The 14,968-nt window shown below is 72.5% G+C and carries 14 protein-coding genes; 8 read left to right on the forward strand and 6 right to left on the reverse strand.

Annotated features, from left to right (window positions below):
* The first annotated feature begins 350 nt into the window (after window positions 1-350).
* A complete protein-coding gene (locus ACNYS0_RS33585) occupies window positions 351-1,871 on the forward strand; it encodes a glutamate-cysteine ligase family protein (RefSeq protein ID WP_422478998.1) in 1,521 nt (506 codons plus the stop codon).
* A gap of 17 nt (window positions 1,872-1,888) precedes the next feature.
* Here the strand turns inward: ACNYS0_RS33585 and ACNYS0_RS33590 are convergent, their stop codons facing one another.
* Window positions 1,889-3,652 carry a substrate-binding and VWA domain-containing protein gene (locus ACNYS0_RS33590; RefSeq protein WP_422479000.1) on the reverse strand — a complete coding sequence of 588 codons (1,764 nt, stop codon included), beginning with the start codon at window positions 3,650-3,652 and terminating at the stop codon, window positions 1,889-1,891.
* 397 nt (window positions 3,653-4,049) lie between these two features.
* On the opposite strand from ACNYS0_RS33590, the gene ACNYS0_RS33595 reads away from it, so the two are divergent.
* Entirely contained in the window at window positions 4,050-4,829 is a 780-nt protein-coding gene (locus ACNYS0_RS33595; RefSeq protein ID WP_422479002.1) for a CPBP family intramembrane glutamic endopeptidase, read from the forward strand.
* A gap of 6 nt (window positions 4,830-4,835) precedes the next feature.
* Here ACNYS0_RS33595 and ACNYS0_RS33600 read toward each other — a convergent pair whose 3' ends face one another.
* A complete protein-coding gene (locus ACNYS0_RS33600) occupies window positions 4,836-5,645 on the reverse strand; it encodes a PhzF family phenazine biosynthesis protein (RefSeq protein WP_422479004.1) in 810 nt (269 codons plus the stop codon).
* A gap of 182 nt (window positions 5,646-5,827) precedes the next feature.
* On the opposite strand from ACNYS0_RS33600, the gene ACNYS0_RS33605 reads away from it, so the two are divergent.
* Entirely contained in the window at window positions 5,828-6,454 is a 627-nt protein-coding gene (locus tag ACNYS0_RS33605; protein WP_422406007.1) for a PadR family transcriptional regulator, read from the forward strand.
* Window positions 6,455-6,560: 106 nt separating this feature from the next.
* Here ACNYS0_RS33605 and ACNYS0_RS33610 read toward each other — a convergent pair whose 3' ends face one another.
* Window positions 6,561-6,989, reverse strand: a complete 429-nt coding sequence (locus tag ACNYS0_RS33610) for a type II toxin-antitoxin system Rv0910 family toxin (RefSeq protein WP_422479006.1) — start codon at window positions 6,987-6,989, stop codon at window positions 6,561-6,563.
* A gap of 257 nt (window positions 6,990-7,246) precedes the next feature.
* On the opposite strand from ACNYS0_RS33610, the gene ACNYS0_RS33615 reads away from it, so the two are divergent.
* The 3 genes from ACNYS0_RS33615 (at window position 7,247) to ACNYS0_RS33625 (ending at window position 10,137) form a co-directional block, all read left to right on the forward strand.
* Window positions 7,247-7,756 carry a Clp protease N-terminal domain-containing protein gene (locus ACNYS0_RS33615; RefSeq protein WP_422479008.1) on the forward strand — a complete coding sequence of 170 codons (510 nt, stop codon included), beginning with the start codon at window positions 7,247-7,249 and terminating at the stop codon, window positions 7,754-7,756.
* A 138-nt stretch (window positions 7,757-7,894) separates the two neighbouring features.
* Window positions 7,895-8,896, forward strand: coding sequence for an EamA family transporter (locus tag ACNYS0_RS33620; RefSeq protein WP_422482848.1), 1,002 nt, complete (start codon window positions 7,895-7,897; stop codon window positions 8,894-8,896).
* A gap of 278 nt (window positions 8,897-9,174) precedes the next feature.
* Window positions 9,175-10,137 (forward strand): DMT family transporter, encoded by a 963-nt coding sequence (locus ACNYS0_RS33625; protein WP_422479010.1) that lies wholly within the window; start codon window positions 9,175-9,177, stop codon window positions 10,135-10,137.
* A 24-nt stretch (window positions 10,138-10,161) separates the two neighbouring features.
* On the opposite strand, the gene ACNYS0_RS33630 is transcribed toward ACNYS0_RS33625, so the two are convergent.
* Together ACNYS0_RS33630 and ACNYS0_RS33635 are read right to left on the reverse strand one after the other, a co-directional pair.
* A complete protein-coding gene (locus tag ACNYS0_RS33630) occupies window positions 10,162-10,812 on the reverse strand; it encodes an FMN-binding negative transcriptional regulator (protein ID WP_422479012.1) in 651 nt (216 codons plus the stop codon).
* On the reverse strand, window positions 10,812-11,489 hold the full coding sequence (locus ACNYS0_RS33635) for a pyridoxamine 5'-phosphate oxidase family protein (protein WP_422479014.1): 678 nt from the start codon (window positions 11,487-11,489) through the stop codon (window positions 10,812-10,814). Before ACNYS0_RS33635 ends, ACNYS0_RS33630 begins: the two co-directional genes overlap by 1 nt.
* A 37-nt stretch (window positions 11,490-11,526) precedes the next feature.
* Between ACNYS0_RS33635 and ACNYS0_RS33640 the strand changes: the two genes are divergently transcribed.
* Window positions 11,527-12,861 (forward strand): aminotransferase class I/II-fold pyridoxal phosphate-dependent enzyme, encoded by a 1,335-nt coding sequence (locus ACNYS0_RS33640; protein ID WP_422479016.1) that lies wholly within the window; start codon window positions 11,527-11,529, stop codon window positions 12,859-12,861.
* 169 nt (window positions 12,862-13,030) lie between these two features.
* Here ACNYS0_RS33640 and ACNYS0_RS33645 read toward each other — a convergent pair whose 3' ends face one another.
* Window positions 13,031-13,975, reverse strand: coding sequence for a DMT family transporter (locus ACNYS0_RS33645; protein WP_422479018.1), 945 nt, complete (start codon window positions 13,973-13,975; stop codon window positions 13,031-13,033).
* Between the two features lie 75 nt (window positions 13,976-14,050).
* Here ACNYS0_RS33645 and ACNYS0_RS33650 point away from each other — a divergent pair, with 75 nt between their 5' ends.
* Window positions 14,051-14,968 (forward strand): LysR family transcriptional regulator, encoded by a 918-nt coding sequence (locus tag ACNYS0_RS33650; protein ID WP_422479020.1) that lies wholly within the window; start codon window positions 14,051-14,053, stop codon window positions 14,966-14,968.

Here is a 14,968-nt window from a genome sequence, read left to right on the forward strand (position 1 = left end):
GTTTCCGCTAGCACGCCGCCCGGATTTCGCAAGGTGCTATTCGGGCGCGTTTCCCGCGGGGTTTTGTGGGCATTCTCCCCGTCTTCGGCGGGGGCGCCACGCGTGACCTCGACGTCTTTGGGTCGAGCGGTCGGCGCGTTCTTGTCGGCGTTTTTCACCAGGGCCGCGAACGGCGGAATCTGCGGACGGCCGCATGCCTGAGGAATGTGCCCGCGGGTAACCGCCTCGAGGGTACTGCTCCGTGGACGCGCGCGAGGGCGTTACGGATCACATTGCCGGGGCATCATCCACCGTGACACGCGGCCGGGACGGAGCATCAACGGGTCGCCCGTGCGAGGAGGGACGCTTCCATGGGGGAGAAGGTCGATGCGGGCGCGGTCGGTCTCGCCGATCCGCGGCGCTATCGGGAGAAGCTCAAGGAGTGCCTGGAGGGGTTCGGGCGACTGCTGGAAGAGAAGCGCTTCGATCGTCCGCAGAATCTCATGGGGCTCGAGATCGAACTGAATCTCGCCGGGCCCGACGGGCTGCCGAGAATGATGAATGCGGAAGTTCTGGAGCGCATCGCGAGCCGCGATTTCCAGACCGAACTCGCGATGTTCAATCTCGAAGTGAACATTGCGCCGCACCGGCTCGGCGGCCGCGTTCTCGACCAGCTCGCCGAGGAACTGCGCACGGGGCTCGGATATGCGCACCGGAAGGCGAACGAGGTCGACGCGGGCATCGTGATGATCGGAATTCTGCCGACGCTCGGCGCGGACGACCTGGTCTCCGCGAACCTGTCGGACGTCGACCGCTACACCCTGCTCAACGACAGGATGGTCGCCGCGCGCGGCGAGGACTTCGCCCTCGACATCGCCGGTGTCGAGCGGCTGACCTGCACGTCCTCCTCGATAGCGCCGGAAGCCGCGTGTACGTCCGTGCAGTTGCACCTCCAGGTGACGCCGGGGCGTTTCGCCGATGTGTGGAACGCCGCGCAGGCGGTCGCCGCCGTGCAAATAGCGCTCGGCGCCAACTCGCCCTTCCTGTTCGGCCGCGAGCTGTGGCGGGAGTCGCGGCCCCCGCTGTTCCAGCAGTCCACCGACACCCGGCCACCGGAGCTGGTGGCGCAGGGAGTGCGGCCGCGGACCTGGTTCGGGGAGCGCTGGATCGATTCCGCGTACGACCTCTTCGAGGAGAACCTGAAGTACTTCCCGCCGCTGCTTCCGCTCCTCGACGACGAGCGGCCGCTCGACGTCATCGCCAAGGGCGACACCCCGAGCCTCGCCGAACTCGTCCTGCACAACGGCACGGTGTACCGCTGGAACCGCCCCGTGTACGGCATCGCGGACGGCGTCCCGCACCTGCGCGTCGAGAACCGGGTGCTGCCCGCCGGCCCCACCGTCACGGACGTCATCGCCAACACCGCCTTCTACTACGGCGTCGTCCGCGCCCTGGCGGAGGAGGCCCGGCCGGTGTGGTCGCGGCTCCCCTTCGCGGCGGCGGCCCGCAATTTCGACACCGCCTGCCGGTACGGCATCGACGCGCGCCTGGAGTGGCCGCGCAGGGGCCGGTTCGGCGGCACGGAGCGGGTGCCGGCCGTGAACCTCGTACGGGACGAGCTGTTGCCGCTCGCGGCGGCCGGGCTCGACGCGTGGGGTGTGGCGCCGGCGGACCGGGACCTGTATCTGGGGGTGATCGAGGAGCGGTGCAGGCTGCGGATGAACGGTGCGGCGTGGCAGTCGGCGACGTATCACCGGGCCCTGGAGAGCGGTCTTGCGCGGGACGCGGCGCTCGCGGCCACCACGCGCCGGTACTGCGAGCTGATGCACGAGGGGCGGCCCGTGCACGACTGGCCGGTCGGGCTGCCGGAGCCGACCGTTCCGCTGGGCTGAGGGGCCGGCCGACCGGCTCAGCCGCCCTTGGCGCCCGCCTCGATGATGGCCTTCAGGATGACCTGCTGGATGTCCGCCGGGTCGCTGACCTGGTGGCCCGAGCCGCCCGTGGCCTCGGCGACCTGCTCGACCTCGCGTTTGTCGGTGTCGGGCCCCACGGCGATGACGATCAGCGGGACGGGGTGCTTGGGGTCGGCGAGGCTTTCGAGCTTCTTGATGAGGCTCTCCCGGGAGATCGACCCCTGGTCCTCGTTGACGCCGTCCGTGACCACCACGACCGCGTTGAACCGGCCGCTCCTGTACGAGGACGTGGCCTCCTTGTACGCCGCGAGCGTGGTGTCGTACAGCCCCGTAGCCCCGCCGGGCACCGGCTGGAGCGAGGTGAACGCCGCCGACAGGCGGTCGCGCTGGGTGCCGGAACCGACGTGGTCGCCGAGGCGCTCGGTCGGCACGAGCTTCTTGTAGTCGCGCTCTCCGTCGAGGAACGTGGCGAACTCCCACAGGCCGATCTCGTCCTCCGGCGTGAACGTGGACAGGGCCGCCAGCATCGACGCCTTCGTCACCTCCATGCGGGACTCGCCGCGGTTCGGCACGATGTTCCCCATCGAGGCCGACGCGTCCACGACCGTCGTCAGCCGCGCGCTCTGCACCGTGATCGTCCACATGCCGAGGGTCTCTTCGAGCTGCTCCTCGGTCGGCGCCTTGGCCGCCACGCGCGCGTACGGCTGCGGGGAGCGGCCGCCGGCCCGCGAGACGACCGTCGCGGGGGACCGGCCGCTGTCCGTGCGGAAGCCGTGCCGCTCCAGGATCGAGCGGCCCTCGGGCGCGCCGAGCAGCGTCATGAAGCGGACGGCCGCCCGGCTCTCGTCGGTGCTCAGCCGGTCCTCGCCGACCAGCGAGAACGGGTAGTCGAGGGCGGGCGAGCCGTCCTTCGGATAGAAGAGGTCGACCGAACCCGCCTCGCCCGCCTCCCTGTTGTGCGCGTACGCGGCCTGCTCGGACAGGATCAGCGCCTCGTTGCGCCGCGGGTTGCCCTGCTCGGTGCCGGAGTCGTCGCGCGGCACCGTGTCCATGAGCTGCGCGTCGCTGTCGGACGTGCGCTGCGAGAGGCTCTTGGCCATGGATGCGGCCTGCGTGCCGTCCCCCTTCTTGGAGGTGGCCGCCAGTTTGGTGAGCGCGAGCAGTCCGCTGGCGCTGCGGGCGGGGTCGGCGGCGCCCAGGCGCAGCTTGTCGTCCCGCATGGCGGCGCCCGCCAACTGTGCCCAGGTGTACGTCTTGCGCGGCCAGCCGAAGGACTTCGCGGCCGTGGGCACCATGCCCACGCCGACCGGTGAGGAGGCGACGTTGCCGGCCGGTGTCACCTCGGTGGCCCCCGTGTCCGTGGTGACCCGCTGCACCCAGACGTCCGAGTCCGGCACCCAGACCTGGAAGTCCGCCGAGCCCTTGCCCGCGCGCAGGGTGTCGGCGACCTTGTACGCGTCGCGCGCGGTGACGGCGACGTCGAGGCAGTTGCCGTCGGAGGTGAGCTTCTCGCGGCGGACGTGCTCCGCGGCCTCGCGCAGCGCCGGGGCCATGTCAGGGGAGGCGACCACGTCGAGATGGACCTCGTCCTCGCAGTCGCCGCCGAGGCCGATCAGGCCGGGGCGGAACACCGCGGCCGTGCCCGCCGCGGCCACGAGGACGAGGGCGGTCGCGATGGCCACGGTGCGGCCGCGCGAGCGGGGACGGGGTGCGGCCTCGGCCGCCCCGTACTCGTCGGGCATGCTGCTGTGACGTCCCATGGCGGTGGAGCCCCTCCCTGAGCCACAAAGGCTGTTGCGGTATAAGCGGTGGAGCAGCGGAGGGGAGCGGTGCGCCGAATTGCGTCGCCTCGGCCCCCTCGGCCTGTCGCACGCGATCTTCGTACCTGCATTCGAGACCCTAGGGTCCTTCTGACGGGTCGGGCCGGATGCGGGTGGCCGCCACGTGCGGTGCCGGTGAGCGGGGTCTGGTGCGTGCAGCTGCAAGGCGGAGGAGGGCGTCAACGCGGAGCGTTGGCAACCGACGACAACGCCGCAGGTGCGCGTGCCAGGGCTTGCGACTCCAGCAAGATCCGTCAGAAGGACCCTAGCGGGGCGCTGTGACGGATGCGGCGGGATTACTCAACTGGAGGCAGGTGTGCAGGTGGAGGCGGAGCCGATGCCCGGTTCTTCTCCCGAAGGGCGGCTCTCACGGCGCTTTTTGCGGGACGAGACCCTGCTTGTCCTGGGGCTTTCGCTCGGTGCGAGCGGTGTGTCCGCGCTCATCAGCTTCGTCGGTTCCGTCACGAAACCGGGCGGCCTCAAGGACCAGGCGGCGACGCTCAACGCCTCGGCGGCGCCCGGTCGTCCGTGGCTCGACCTCGCCTGGCAGCTGTTCGGCATCGCGAGTGCGCTCGTGCCCGTCGTGCTCGTCGCGCACCTCCTGCTCAGGGAGGGCGAGGGGATGCGCACGATCGGCTTCGACCGCAAGCGCCCGTGGTTCGACACGGGCCGGGGCGCCGCGGTGGCCGCCGTCATCGGCAGCACGGGCATCGCCTTCTACCTCGCCGCCCGCGGCCTCGGGTTCAACCTCACCGTGGTGCCGGAGGCGCTGCCCGACGTGTGGTGGAAGTACCCGGTACTGATCCTCTCGGCGGTGCAGAACGCCGTACTGGAAGAGGTCATTGTCGTCGGGTACCTGCTGCGCAGGCTCGGGCAGTTGGGGTGGACGCCGGGGACGGCGCTCGTCGCGTCGTCCGTGCTGCGCGGCTCGTACCACCTGTACCAGGGCATCGGCGGGTTCTTCGGGAACCTCGCGATGGGCTTCGTCTTCGTCTTCCTGTACCGGCGCTGGGGGCGGGTCGGGCCACTGGTGGTGGCCCATTCCCTCTTGGACATCGGTGCGTTCGTCGGATATGCGGTGCTGGCGGGCAAGGTGGACTGGCTGCCCACCGCATGACCCGCGTTACGCGTGGAGTTCGCCCTCGATGGTCGTGACCGCGCGGCCGGTGAGGAGGGTGCGCTCACCGCGCAGGGCGACGCGCACGAGACCGCTGCGGGCGGAGGCCTGTAGTCCGGTCAGCTCCTCGCGGCCCAGGCGCGCCGCCCAGAACGGGGTGAGCGCCGTGTGCGCGCTCCCGGTCACCGGGTCCTCGTCGACGCCGACGCCCGGGAAGAAGCAGCGCGACACGAAGTCGTAGCCCGCAGCGGGGTCCTCGGCGCGGGCCGTGGCGATGATGCCGCGCCGGGAGAGGCCCACGAGCGCCTTGAGGTCGGGGGCGAGCGCCCGGACGGTCTTCTCGTCGGCGAGCTCCACGAGGAGGTCGCCGACGGAGGCGCCCGTGTCGTGCACGGAGAGCGGCGCGGCGCCGAGGGCCTCGGCGAGCCCCGCGGGTGCCGGCTCCTCGGTGAGCGGCGCCGTCGGGAAGTCGAGGGTCAGCGAACCGTCCTCGCCGGGTGTCGCCACGAGCACGCCGCTGCGCGTCGCGAACCGCACGGGGCCGCGTGTCACCCCCGCGGAGTGCATCACGTGGGCAGTGGCCAGCGTCGCGTGCCCACACATGTCGACCTCGGTGGCGGGCGTGAACCAGCGCAGCGCCCAGTCCGCGTCCCCGCCCTCGGGCAGCGGGTGCGCGAAGGCGGTCTCCGCGTGGTTGACCTCGAGGGCGACGCTCTGAAGCCAGGCGTCGTCCGGGAAGGCGTCCAGGAGCAGGACCCCTGCGGGGTTGCCGGCGAAGGGCCGGTCGGTGAAGGCGTCGACGATACGAATACGCATACCGATGACGGTAATTGCCCCCACTGACAACCGGCCAAGGCCAATCCGGCGCGGGCGGCCTGTTTTCCCGGGGTCGCCGGGCCTTGCCATCCGAACAGTCCCGATATATCGTTGAGGCATCGCGATCGGTTGATGATCGCGTTCAGCGAAACCCGCGATCAGTTGTGAAAGGACTGATTCCCATGCGACACCACGGACACGAACACGGACATGGCAACTTCGGCCCCGGCCACCACGGCAGGGGCGGATTCGAGGGCGGCGGCTTCGAGGGGCGGCGCGCGGCGTTCGGGCCCTTCGGGCCCGGCTTCGGCGGTCCCGGCGGCCCCGGCCCCTGGGGGCGCGGCGGTCGCGGAGGCGGGCCTCGCGGACGGGCGCGGCGCGGCGACGTGCGCGCCTCGATCCTGGCCCTCCTGAAGGACCGCCCGATGCACGGCTACGAGATGATCCAGGAGATCGCCGAGCGCAGTGGCGGCGCGTGGAAGCCGAGCCCCGGCTCGGTCTACCCGACGCTTCAGCTGCTCGAGGACGAGGGCCTGATCGCCAGCGCGAGCGAGGGCGGCAAGAAGCTCTTCTCGCTCACCGACGACGGCCGCACCGCCGCCGAAGAGGGGCCCGAGGCTCCTTGGGAGGAGGCCGGTCGCGGCGTCGACTGGGAGGCCATGAACGAGATCCGGAGCGCGAGCTTCGGCCTCATGGAGGCCTTCGGTCAGGTCTGGAAGACCGGCAGCAAGGACCAGCGCGACAAGGCGATCTCCGTGATCAATGACGCGCGCAAGAAGCTGTACCTGATCCTCGCCGACGAGGACTGAGCCCCGTGCGGGCCCGGACAGGCCACAGAGCGCGGAAGAGGCGCCCCGTACGAAAGGTGCGGGGCGCCTCTTCGCGTGCGTACGCGGTACGTACGAAGGTCGAGGCTCAGGTCACCAGCCCGTTCAGCTTGCGCAGCGACTCGTCGAGCGCGGCTGTCGCCGAGTCCTTGAGCTTGCCCGCCATCAGGGAGACCGCCGCCCCGGTGAACTCGCCCTTGATGCGGGCCGTGGTCGCGTCGCCGTCCGGCGCGAGCGAGTAGTGCATGAACAGGTTCACGCCCATGGGGCCCTTGCCCCTGATGGCGAAGGTGCGGGCGGTCTCGAGCTCCTCGATGGTCCAGGTGACCTCGGCCGGGAAGCCCATCAGCTTCATGTTCTCCTCGAACTGTCCGCCCACTTCCAGTGCGGTGGGTCCGCCCTTGGGGAAGTCGGTGTGGGTGGCGTTCCACTTCCCGTACGAGGAGAAGTCGGTGAGCTGCGCCCAGACCTTCTCCGCGGGCGCTTCGATGCGTGCTTCCGCGCTGACTTCGGCCATGTGGCCACCCCTTTGAGTCGAGAGCCATGACGGGCTTCGGTGTCGCGTCGTCGCGGAAAGTAGCCGTGTGGCCTCGAACATTCAATACTGATGACCCGTCAGTTCCTGACGGGCGGATTCCGGTCCCCTCGGGGACCGGTGGCTCGATCTCATCCGTAAGGAGGAGATGTTCTTGATCAGTGCCCAACTTGTGTCGGACATGAGAATGCTCCTCACCGTGGATGTTCCGCAGAGTCCCCACTGATGGGGTGGGGAGTGTGCATAGCTCAACCCCGTCCGACGCCGATGCGCTCGGCCCCACCAGTGACGAACCCGTAGACGCCCAGCTCAGCGACGAGCTCGCGGCGGTCGTCGCGGGCGCTCGACGGCGCGCGGTCCGGGACGGGGACCGGCAGATCGACACCGCGCACCTGCTGCACTCCCTCCTCGAGACGGACCCCGACGTGCGCTCCGCGTTTCCGGAAGGCGCGCAGGTGGCGCGGCTGCTCGGCTATCTCGTGCAGCGCAGCATCGGCTACGGGCTGCGCTGGCAGGGCTCGGTGGAGGATTCCGGGGCCGTGCCCCTCGTGCCCTCCGCTCCCGGTTGGTCGCCGGTCGCGGCCGCCGCGATGGAGGCGGGCGTGGAGCGGGCCGCGTCGCGCGGGGACGAGCGGGCGCGCGGCGTCGACGTGCTCGCCGCGCTCGCGGCGGACACGGAGTGCCGGGCGGTCGAGGTGCTCGGCCGGGCCGGCGTCGATGTGGAGCTGCTGCGGCAGCGGCTCAACTGACACCGGACGAGGCGCGCCGCGGCTCGTCCGGCCTCCTGCGCGAGGCGTTCAGGGGACCGGCGTCCATCCCGTGAGACAGGGGTCAACGGGGATGACGCTCCTGACGCGCCCTGCCATGATGTGCGCGTGCACGAGTCAATGGGGTCTTCGGGGAAGCAGGCAACGCGCGGGCGCGGCATGGGACTGGGCCTCGCCCTCCTCTCCGCGCTCGCGTTCGGCGGTTCCGGGGTGGCGGCCAAACCGCTGATCGAGGCGGGGCTCGACCCGCTCCACGTGGTGTGGCTGCGCGTCGCGGGCGGCGCCCTGGTCATGCTGCCGGTCGCCTGGCGGCACCGGGCGCTCGTGCTGCGCAGGCCCGCGCTGCTCGCCGGGTTCGGGCTTCTCGCGGTCGCGGGCGTCCAGGCCTGCTACTTCGCCGCGATCTCCCGCATCCCCGTCGGCGTCGCCCTGCTCATCGAGTACTTGGCGCCCGCGCTCGTACTCGGCTGGGTCCGCTTCGTGCAGCGCAAGCCCGTGACGCGTGCCGCCGCGCTCGGCGTCGTGATCGCCGTGGTCGGCCTCGCCTGTGTCGTCGAGGTGTGGTCGGGGCTCGGCTTCGACGCGCTCGGCCTGCTGCTCGCGCTCGGCGCGGCCTGCTGCCAGGTCGGCTACTTCGTGCTGTCCGACCACGGCGGCGACGCCGCCGGGACCGGGGCCGAGGTGCCCGACCCGTTCGGTGTGATCGCGTACGGGCTGCTCATCGGCGCCGCGCTCCTCACGGTCATCGCCCGCCCCTGGAGCATGGACTGGTCGGTGCTCGCGGGCAGCGCCTCCATGGACGGCACGGCCGTGCCCGCGTGGCTGCTGCTGTGCTGGATCGTGCTGCTCGCCACGGTCGTCGCGTACCTCACCGGGGTCGTGTCGGTGCGGCTCCTCTCGCCCCAGGTGGCCGGCGTCGTGGCCTGCCTGGAGGCGGTCGTCGCGACCGTCCTCGCCTGGGTGATGCTCGGGGAGCACCTGTCGGGCCCGCAGCTGTTCGGCGGGGCGATGGTCCTGGTCGGAGCGCTCATCGCGCAGTCGTCGAAGCCGGTGGCCACGCCGCCGACGCCGTCCGACGCCGCTCCGGAAAACGTGTTGTCGCGCTCCGGCGGCGCTGTCTAGGGTGCCCGGCATGCACGCACGCGCACTCGTCCTTCCGCCCCCGGCCGTCTGAGGGCTGCCCGGCCGTCGTGGCCGGGCCCGGTCCGCCGGGGATCTCGCCGCCGTACGACCGCCATCTGAGGGTGCCGGTCGCAAACGTGCTGCCCGAGTGACCCCTGGGACCGTGCAGGGCCCTGCCGCGGGCGGCGCTTCCCGGAGGGACACGGCCGTCCGCTCACGACGGTCCGTGTTCCTGGCCCCCGCGCGTCCGCGGAGGGCCGCTCTCCGTGGAGTGTCACGTGTCGCATGCCGTAAAGGCGGGCGCAGCCGCGCCTGCCGCTGTTTCCACACATCAACTGCCGGTCGCCCGCGGCCTGCTGTATCTGGTCGTCGCCGGGGCCGCCTGGGGCACCGCGGGGGCCGCCGCCTCGCTGGTGTTCCGGGGCAGTGACCTCGGGCCGGGGGCCCTGTCGTTCTGGCGCTGCGTCGGCGGCCTTGTGCTGCTGGTCGTCGCGCGCGTGCTGCGGCGCACGCCCGCCCCGGTGTCGTACGAGACGCGGGGCCGCAAGGCCGTCCGGCTCGGTGTGCTCGGGGTGGCGCTCGCCGTGTTCCAGACCGCCTACTTCGCCGCCGTGCAGGCGACCGGGCTCGCCGTCGGCACCGTCGTCACGCTCGGCGCGGGGCCCGTGCTCATCGCGGTCGGCGCGCGCGTGCTGCTGGGGGAGCGGCTCGGCGCCGGCGGAGTGCTGTCCGTGGCCGGGGCGCTCGGCGGGCTCGCGGTCCTCGTCCTCGGCGGCGGTGGCGCGACGGTGCGCCCGATCGGGGTGCTGTGGGCGCTGCTGTCGGCGGCCGGGTACGCCGTGATGACGCTGCTCACCCGGTGGTTCGGGCGGCACGGCGGGGGAGGTGACGGGCTCGGCACGACCGTGGGCACGTTCGCGGTCGCCTCCCTCGCGCTGCTGCCGCTCGGCGCGGTCGAGGGCCTGGTGCCGCACACCGGGCACCACCTCGCCGTGCTCGGTCTGTTGGCGTACATCGCCTCGGTGCCGACGGCGCTCGCGTACGCCCTGTACTTCGCGGGCGCGGCGGCCGTGCGCTCCGCCACCGTCTCCGTGATCATGCTGCTCGAACCGGTGAGCGCCGCCGTCATCGCGGTGACGCTGCTCGGCGAGAGCCTCACGGCGGCGACCGTCGTGGGCACCGCCCTGATGCTGGCGGCGGTGACGGGCCTCGCCGTCGCGGAGGCCCGGTCGACCGTCTGAGCCGCTGACCGGCTTCCCGGCCCGCTACGCGGGCTGGTGGCGCCGCCGTCGTTGTGTGGCGAGGGCGGCGGCGTCGCGCGGGTCGCCGCGCTCGGCGAGGCCCGCCGCGATCCGGTCCTGGACCTCCTCGGGCTTGTGACCGGCGTACTTGAACTTGGCCCGTACGTCGGTCACCTCCAGCAGCAGGCCCCGGATGCCCGGCAGCATCCGGCCGTACGGGGCCTCGTCCGCGGCCACCGGCACGGACAGGTCGGGCGGCTGGAAGTGGCCCACCTGGCGGTTCAGGAGCGCCGCCTTCTCCTCGGGGGCGTCCACCACGCGCGCGGTGCAGCGCAGTTGGACGGCGGTGTAGAAGCTGGTCGGCGTGCCGTGCTCCGGCGGGACGTCGGGCGGCGCCTGCCAGGGGCCCGGCACGAACGCGTAGTCGTCGACGACGCTCAGCAGCACCTCCGGGTTGGCTTCGAGCGCGGACCACAGCGGGTTGGGGCGGGCGAGGTGGGCGACCGCCTCGCCGAACTCGCCCGCGCCCTGCGGGTCGTACGCGAAGTGCAGGGGCTGCACGAAGGGAGGTTCGCCGTCGAGGCCGTTGACCGCGAGCTGGCCGAAGTCGTGGGCGGCGAGCCACCGCTGCCACTCGGCCGAGTCGCGCGCCGCGTCCCAGGGATGGATCAGCATCACAGCCCCTTGAGGTAAGGCGGAACCTCGATGCCGGCGGCGAGGTCCTCCGAGGGGAGCAGCTCGCCGTAGCCGCGCTGGACCGGGACCACGCCCGCCCAGTGCGGCAGGTCCATGTCCTCCGGCTCGTCGTTCGGGCCGCCCGCGCGGACCTTCGCCGAGACCTCGGAGAGGTCGATGCGCAGCACGGCGGTCGCGGCGAGCTCCTGGGCGTTCGCGGCCCGCGAGTCGGCGGAGCGGCCCGCCACCACGTGGTCGACGATCGCGTCCAGGGCGAGCCGCTTCTCCTCGGCGTCCGTGACCTGGTGCGCCGTGCCGTGCACCACCACGGAGCGGTAGTTGATGGAGTGGTGGAAGGCGGAGCGGGCGAGGACCAGGCCGTCCACATGGGTCACCGTCACGCAGACCGGCAGGCCCGGGTCCTGCTGACCCGCCATGCGCAGCGGACGCGAACCCGTGGAGCCGTGCACGTAGAGCCGCTCGCCGACGCGCGCGTACAGCGTGGGCAGCACGACGGGGGCGTCGCCGCGGACGAAGCCGAGGTGGCAGAGGTAGGTCTCGTCGAGTATCGAGTGCACCAGGGCGTGGTCGTACGCCGCGCGCTCCTTGGCGCGGGTCGGGGTCGTGCGGTCCGTGGGCGCGTAGGAGGCGGTCGACTGATCCTGGGTGACGCTCATGTTGCGAACTCCATTGCACTAGTACATAATGTGGTTTGTGCTAGGAGAGTATCGGATCAGCGGGAGTCGCGCAGCAGAGATCTGCGCCAGTGTCGAGCGCGGAGTGATCGCAGGGGACCTGGAGCCGGGTCAACTGCTGCCTCCCATGCGGGAGTTGGCGGATCGGCTCGGGGTGAATCCGAATACGGTCGCGGCCGCGTACCGGTCGCTGCGCGAGCGCGGGGTCATCGAGACGTCCGGTCGGCGCGGCAGTCGGGTGCGTCCCAAGCCGGCCATCACCGCGCGCGAGGCCATCCGCGTGGACGTGCCGGAGGGCGTGCGGAACGTGTCGGACGGCAACCCCGACACCGCCGTGCTGCCCTCGCTGGTCGAGGCGTTCGCGGCGGCCGCGCGCACCGCCGACGAGGAGCCGGTGCTGTACGGGGACGACGCGCTGGAGCCGGGCCTGGCGCGCCGCGCGCGGGCCGACCTCGACGCGGACGGGGTACCGGACGGGCCCGTCGCCGTCACGTCCGGTTCGCTCGACGCCATCGAGCGGGTGCTCGCCGTGCACCTCAAGCAGGGGGACGCGGTCGCCGTGGAGGACCCCGGCTGGGGCAGCATGCTCGACCTCGTGCCCGCGCTCGGGCTGCGGACGGTGCCGGTGGGCGTGGACGACGAGGGGCCGCTGCCGGACGACGTGGAGCGGGCGCTGGACGCGGGGGCCCGCGCGATCGTGGTGACCGACCGGGCGCAGAATCCGACCGGGGCCGCGGTGGGTTCGGGCCGGGCGGAGGCGCTGCGGGCGATCCTGGGCGCGCACCCGGAGGTGCTGCTCATCGAGGACGACCACGGCCACGGCATCGTCGATCTGCCGCTGCACCCGCTCGCGGGGGCCACGCGGCAGTGGGCGTTCGTACGTTCCGTCGCCAAGGCCTACGGGCCCGACCTGAGGCTCGCCGTGCTCACGGGGGACGCGGGCACGGTCGACCGGGTGCGGGGGCGGCAGCGGCTCGGTCCCGGCTGGGTCAGCCGCATCACGCAGCGGGCCGTGGCCGGGCTGTGGGAGGCGGGGGCGGTGGAAGCGGCGGCCGTCGCGGCCTCGTACGGGGAGCGGCGTGACGCGCTGGTCGCCGCGCTGGCGGAGCGCGGGGTGGTGGCGCACGGGCGCAGCGGGATGAACGTGTGGGTGCCGGTGCCGGACGAGACCGGGGCGGTGGCGCGGTTGCTGCATGCCGGGTGGGCGGTCGCGCCGGGGGCGAGGTTCCGGATGGAGGCGGGGCCGGGAGTGCGGATCACGGTGTCCCGGTTGGGAGTGGGGGAGATGGGGGCGGTGGCGGACGCGGTCGCCGCGGCGGTGGGGGCGCCGGGGCCGCGGGGGCATTACGCGTGAGGTGGGGTGCGGTGGGCCATGGTGGGGTGGGGCCCTGAGGTTCCGGTGCGCGGCACCGGGGTGCCGCCTTGCCCACCCTGCCGCCCAAGACGGAGGGGTGGGATTGCCCGAGGCGAGGCGAGGCGAGGCGAGGCGACGCGGGGCGGGGCGGACGGACGCCCCGCAGGGGTCAGGGCCTCCGGCGCGATTGCGTGAGCGCCGCGCCCGCCAGGACGATCGCCGCGCCGATCGGGGTCGACCAGGAGAGGGATTCGCCGAGGACCGCGACGCCCGCCGCCGTCGCGATGACCGGGACGAAGTACGTGACCATCTGCGCGGTCGTCGGTCCGACCTCGGCCACCAGGCCGTACTGGATGAGGAACGCGACGCCCGTGCCGAGCGCGCCCAGTGCCGCGATGGCGAGCAGCGGGACCGTCGGGAAGCGCGTCGGCCAGGAGGTGAACAGCGGTGTGACGAGCGCGAGTTGGGCCGTGGCGAGCAGCAGCTGCGCCCCGATCATCGACACGTTCGACTCACCCGTGTTCGCGAGCGTGCGGCGGACGTAGATCCAGCCGACGGGGTAGGAGAGCGAGGCCAGCAGGGCCATCGCCGTGCCCGCCACGTCCAGGCCGTGGAAGCCCTGCCACACGCCGAGGACGGTCAGGACTCCCAGGAAGCCGATGCCGAGGCCCGCGACCCGGCGCCGCGTGGGCCGGTCCTCGGAGAGCGCGACCAGCGAGAGCGCCATGCCCCACAGCGGAGACGTCGCGTTGCAGATCCCGGCGAGCGTCGACGGGATCGTCTCCTCGGCGAAGGCGAAGAGCGAGAACGGCAGCGCGTTCAGGAAGAACGCCGCGACCGTCAGGTGCCCCCAGGTGCGGGCCCCGCGGGGCAGCCGCTGACGCTTCACGACCATGGCCACCAGCACGACCGCGGCGCCGAACAGCAGGCGGCCGAGCGTGACCTGGAACGGGGCGAACCCCTCCGTGCCCACCTTGATGAGCAGGAAGCTGAAGCCCCAGATGAGGGCCAGGATGCCGAAGCGGACGCGCCAGTCGAGGGCGCGGCGCGCAGGGGCGGCGGGGACGGCGGTGGACGGAGCCGTGCCGGCTCGGGAAGCGGTCGTGATGCTCATGGGGTCCAGATTGGCTCCCGCCGTCTTCGTAGCACAAGCGAGATTGTTTTCCGGGTACCCATTAGCATCACTTACATGTTGAACCTGGAGCGCCTACGGGTCCTGGACGCCCTGGCCCGGCACGGATCGGTGAGCGGCGCGGCCGAGGGGCTGCACGTCACCACGTCCGCCGTCTCGCAGCAGATGGCCAAGCTGGAGCGCGAGGCGGGGCAGCAGCTGCTCGCCAAGCGCGGGCGCGGTGTGCGGCTCACGGACGCGGGTCGGCTGCTCGCGGAGCACGCGGCGCGCATCCTCTCGCAGGTCGAGCTGGCGCAGTCCGACCTGGAGGCGCAGCGTGGACAGGTCGTGGGGGAGTTGCGGCTGTCCGCGTTCCCGACGGCCGCCCGCGGCCTCTTCCCCGGCGCGCTCGCCGCGCTGCGCGCCGAACACCCGCAACTGCGCGTGCGGTCCCAGGAGCTGGAGCCCGAGGCCGCGGTCACCGAGGTGATCCGCGGGGACCTCGATCTCGCCGTCGTCCTCGACTGGTACAACAAACCGATGCCCATGCCGGAGGGCCTGGTCAAGGCGAGCATCCTCGACGACCCGGCGGATGTCGCCATGCCGGTCGGCCATCCGCTGGCGGGGCGCGCGGAGGTCGGCCTCGAGGAGTTCGCGGACGACGAGTGGATCACCTGGGGGCAGGGCGAGTTCTGCCACGAGTGGCTGATGTTCACGCTGCGCGCCAAGGGCGTCGAGCCGCAGGTCGGCCACCGCGCCGCCGAGACGCACACCCAACTCGGCCTTGTGGCGGCCGGATTGGGCGTGTGCGTCGCTCCACTGCTCGGCCGCGATCCGGTGCCCGAGGGTGTGGTGACCGTGCCGGTGCGGCAGAAGGTGCGGCGCCACGTGTACGTCGTGTGGCGCGCGGACGCGGACCGGCGGCCCTCGATCCGCGCGGCCGTGCGGGCGCTTCAGAAGGTGGGGGCGGACCTCGGTCGGCTGGCCGAAGGGTGA

Source organism: Streptomyces anthophorae, from assembly GCF_049310305.1.
In the GTDB taxonomy this organism is placed as follows: domain Bacteria; phylum Actinomycetota; class Actinomycetes; order Streptomycetales; family Streptomycetaceae; genus Streptomyces.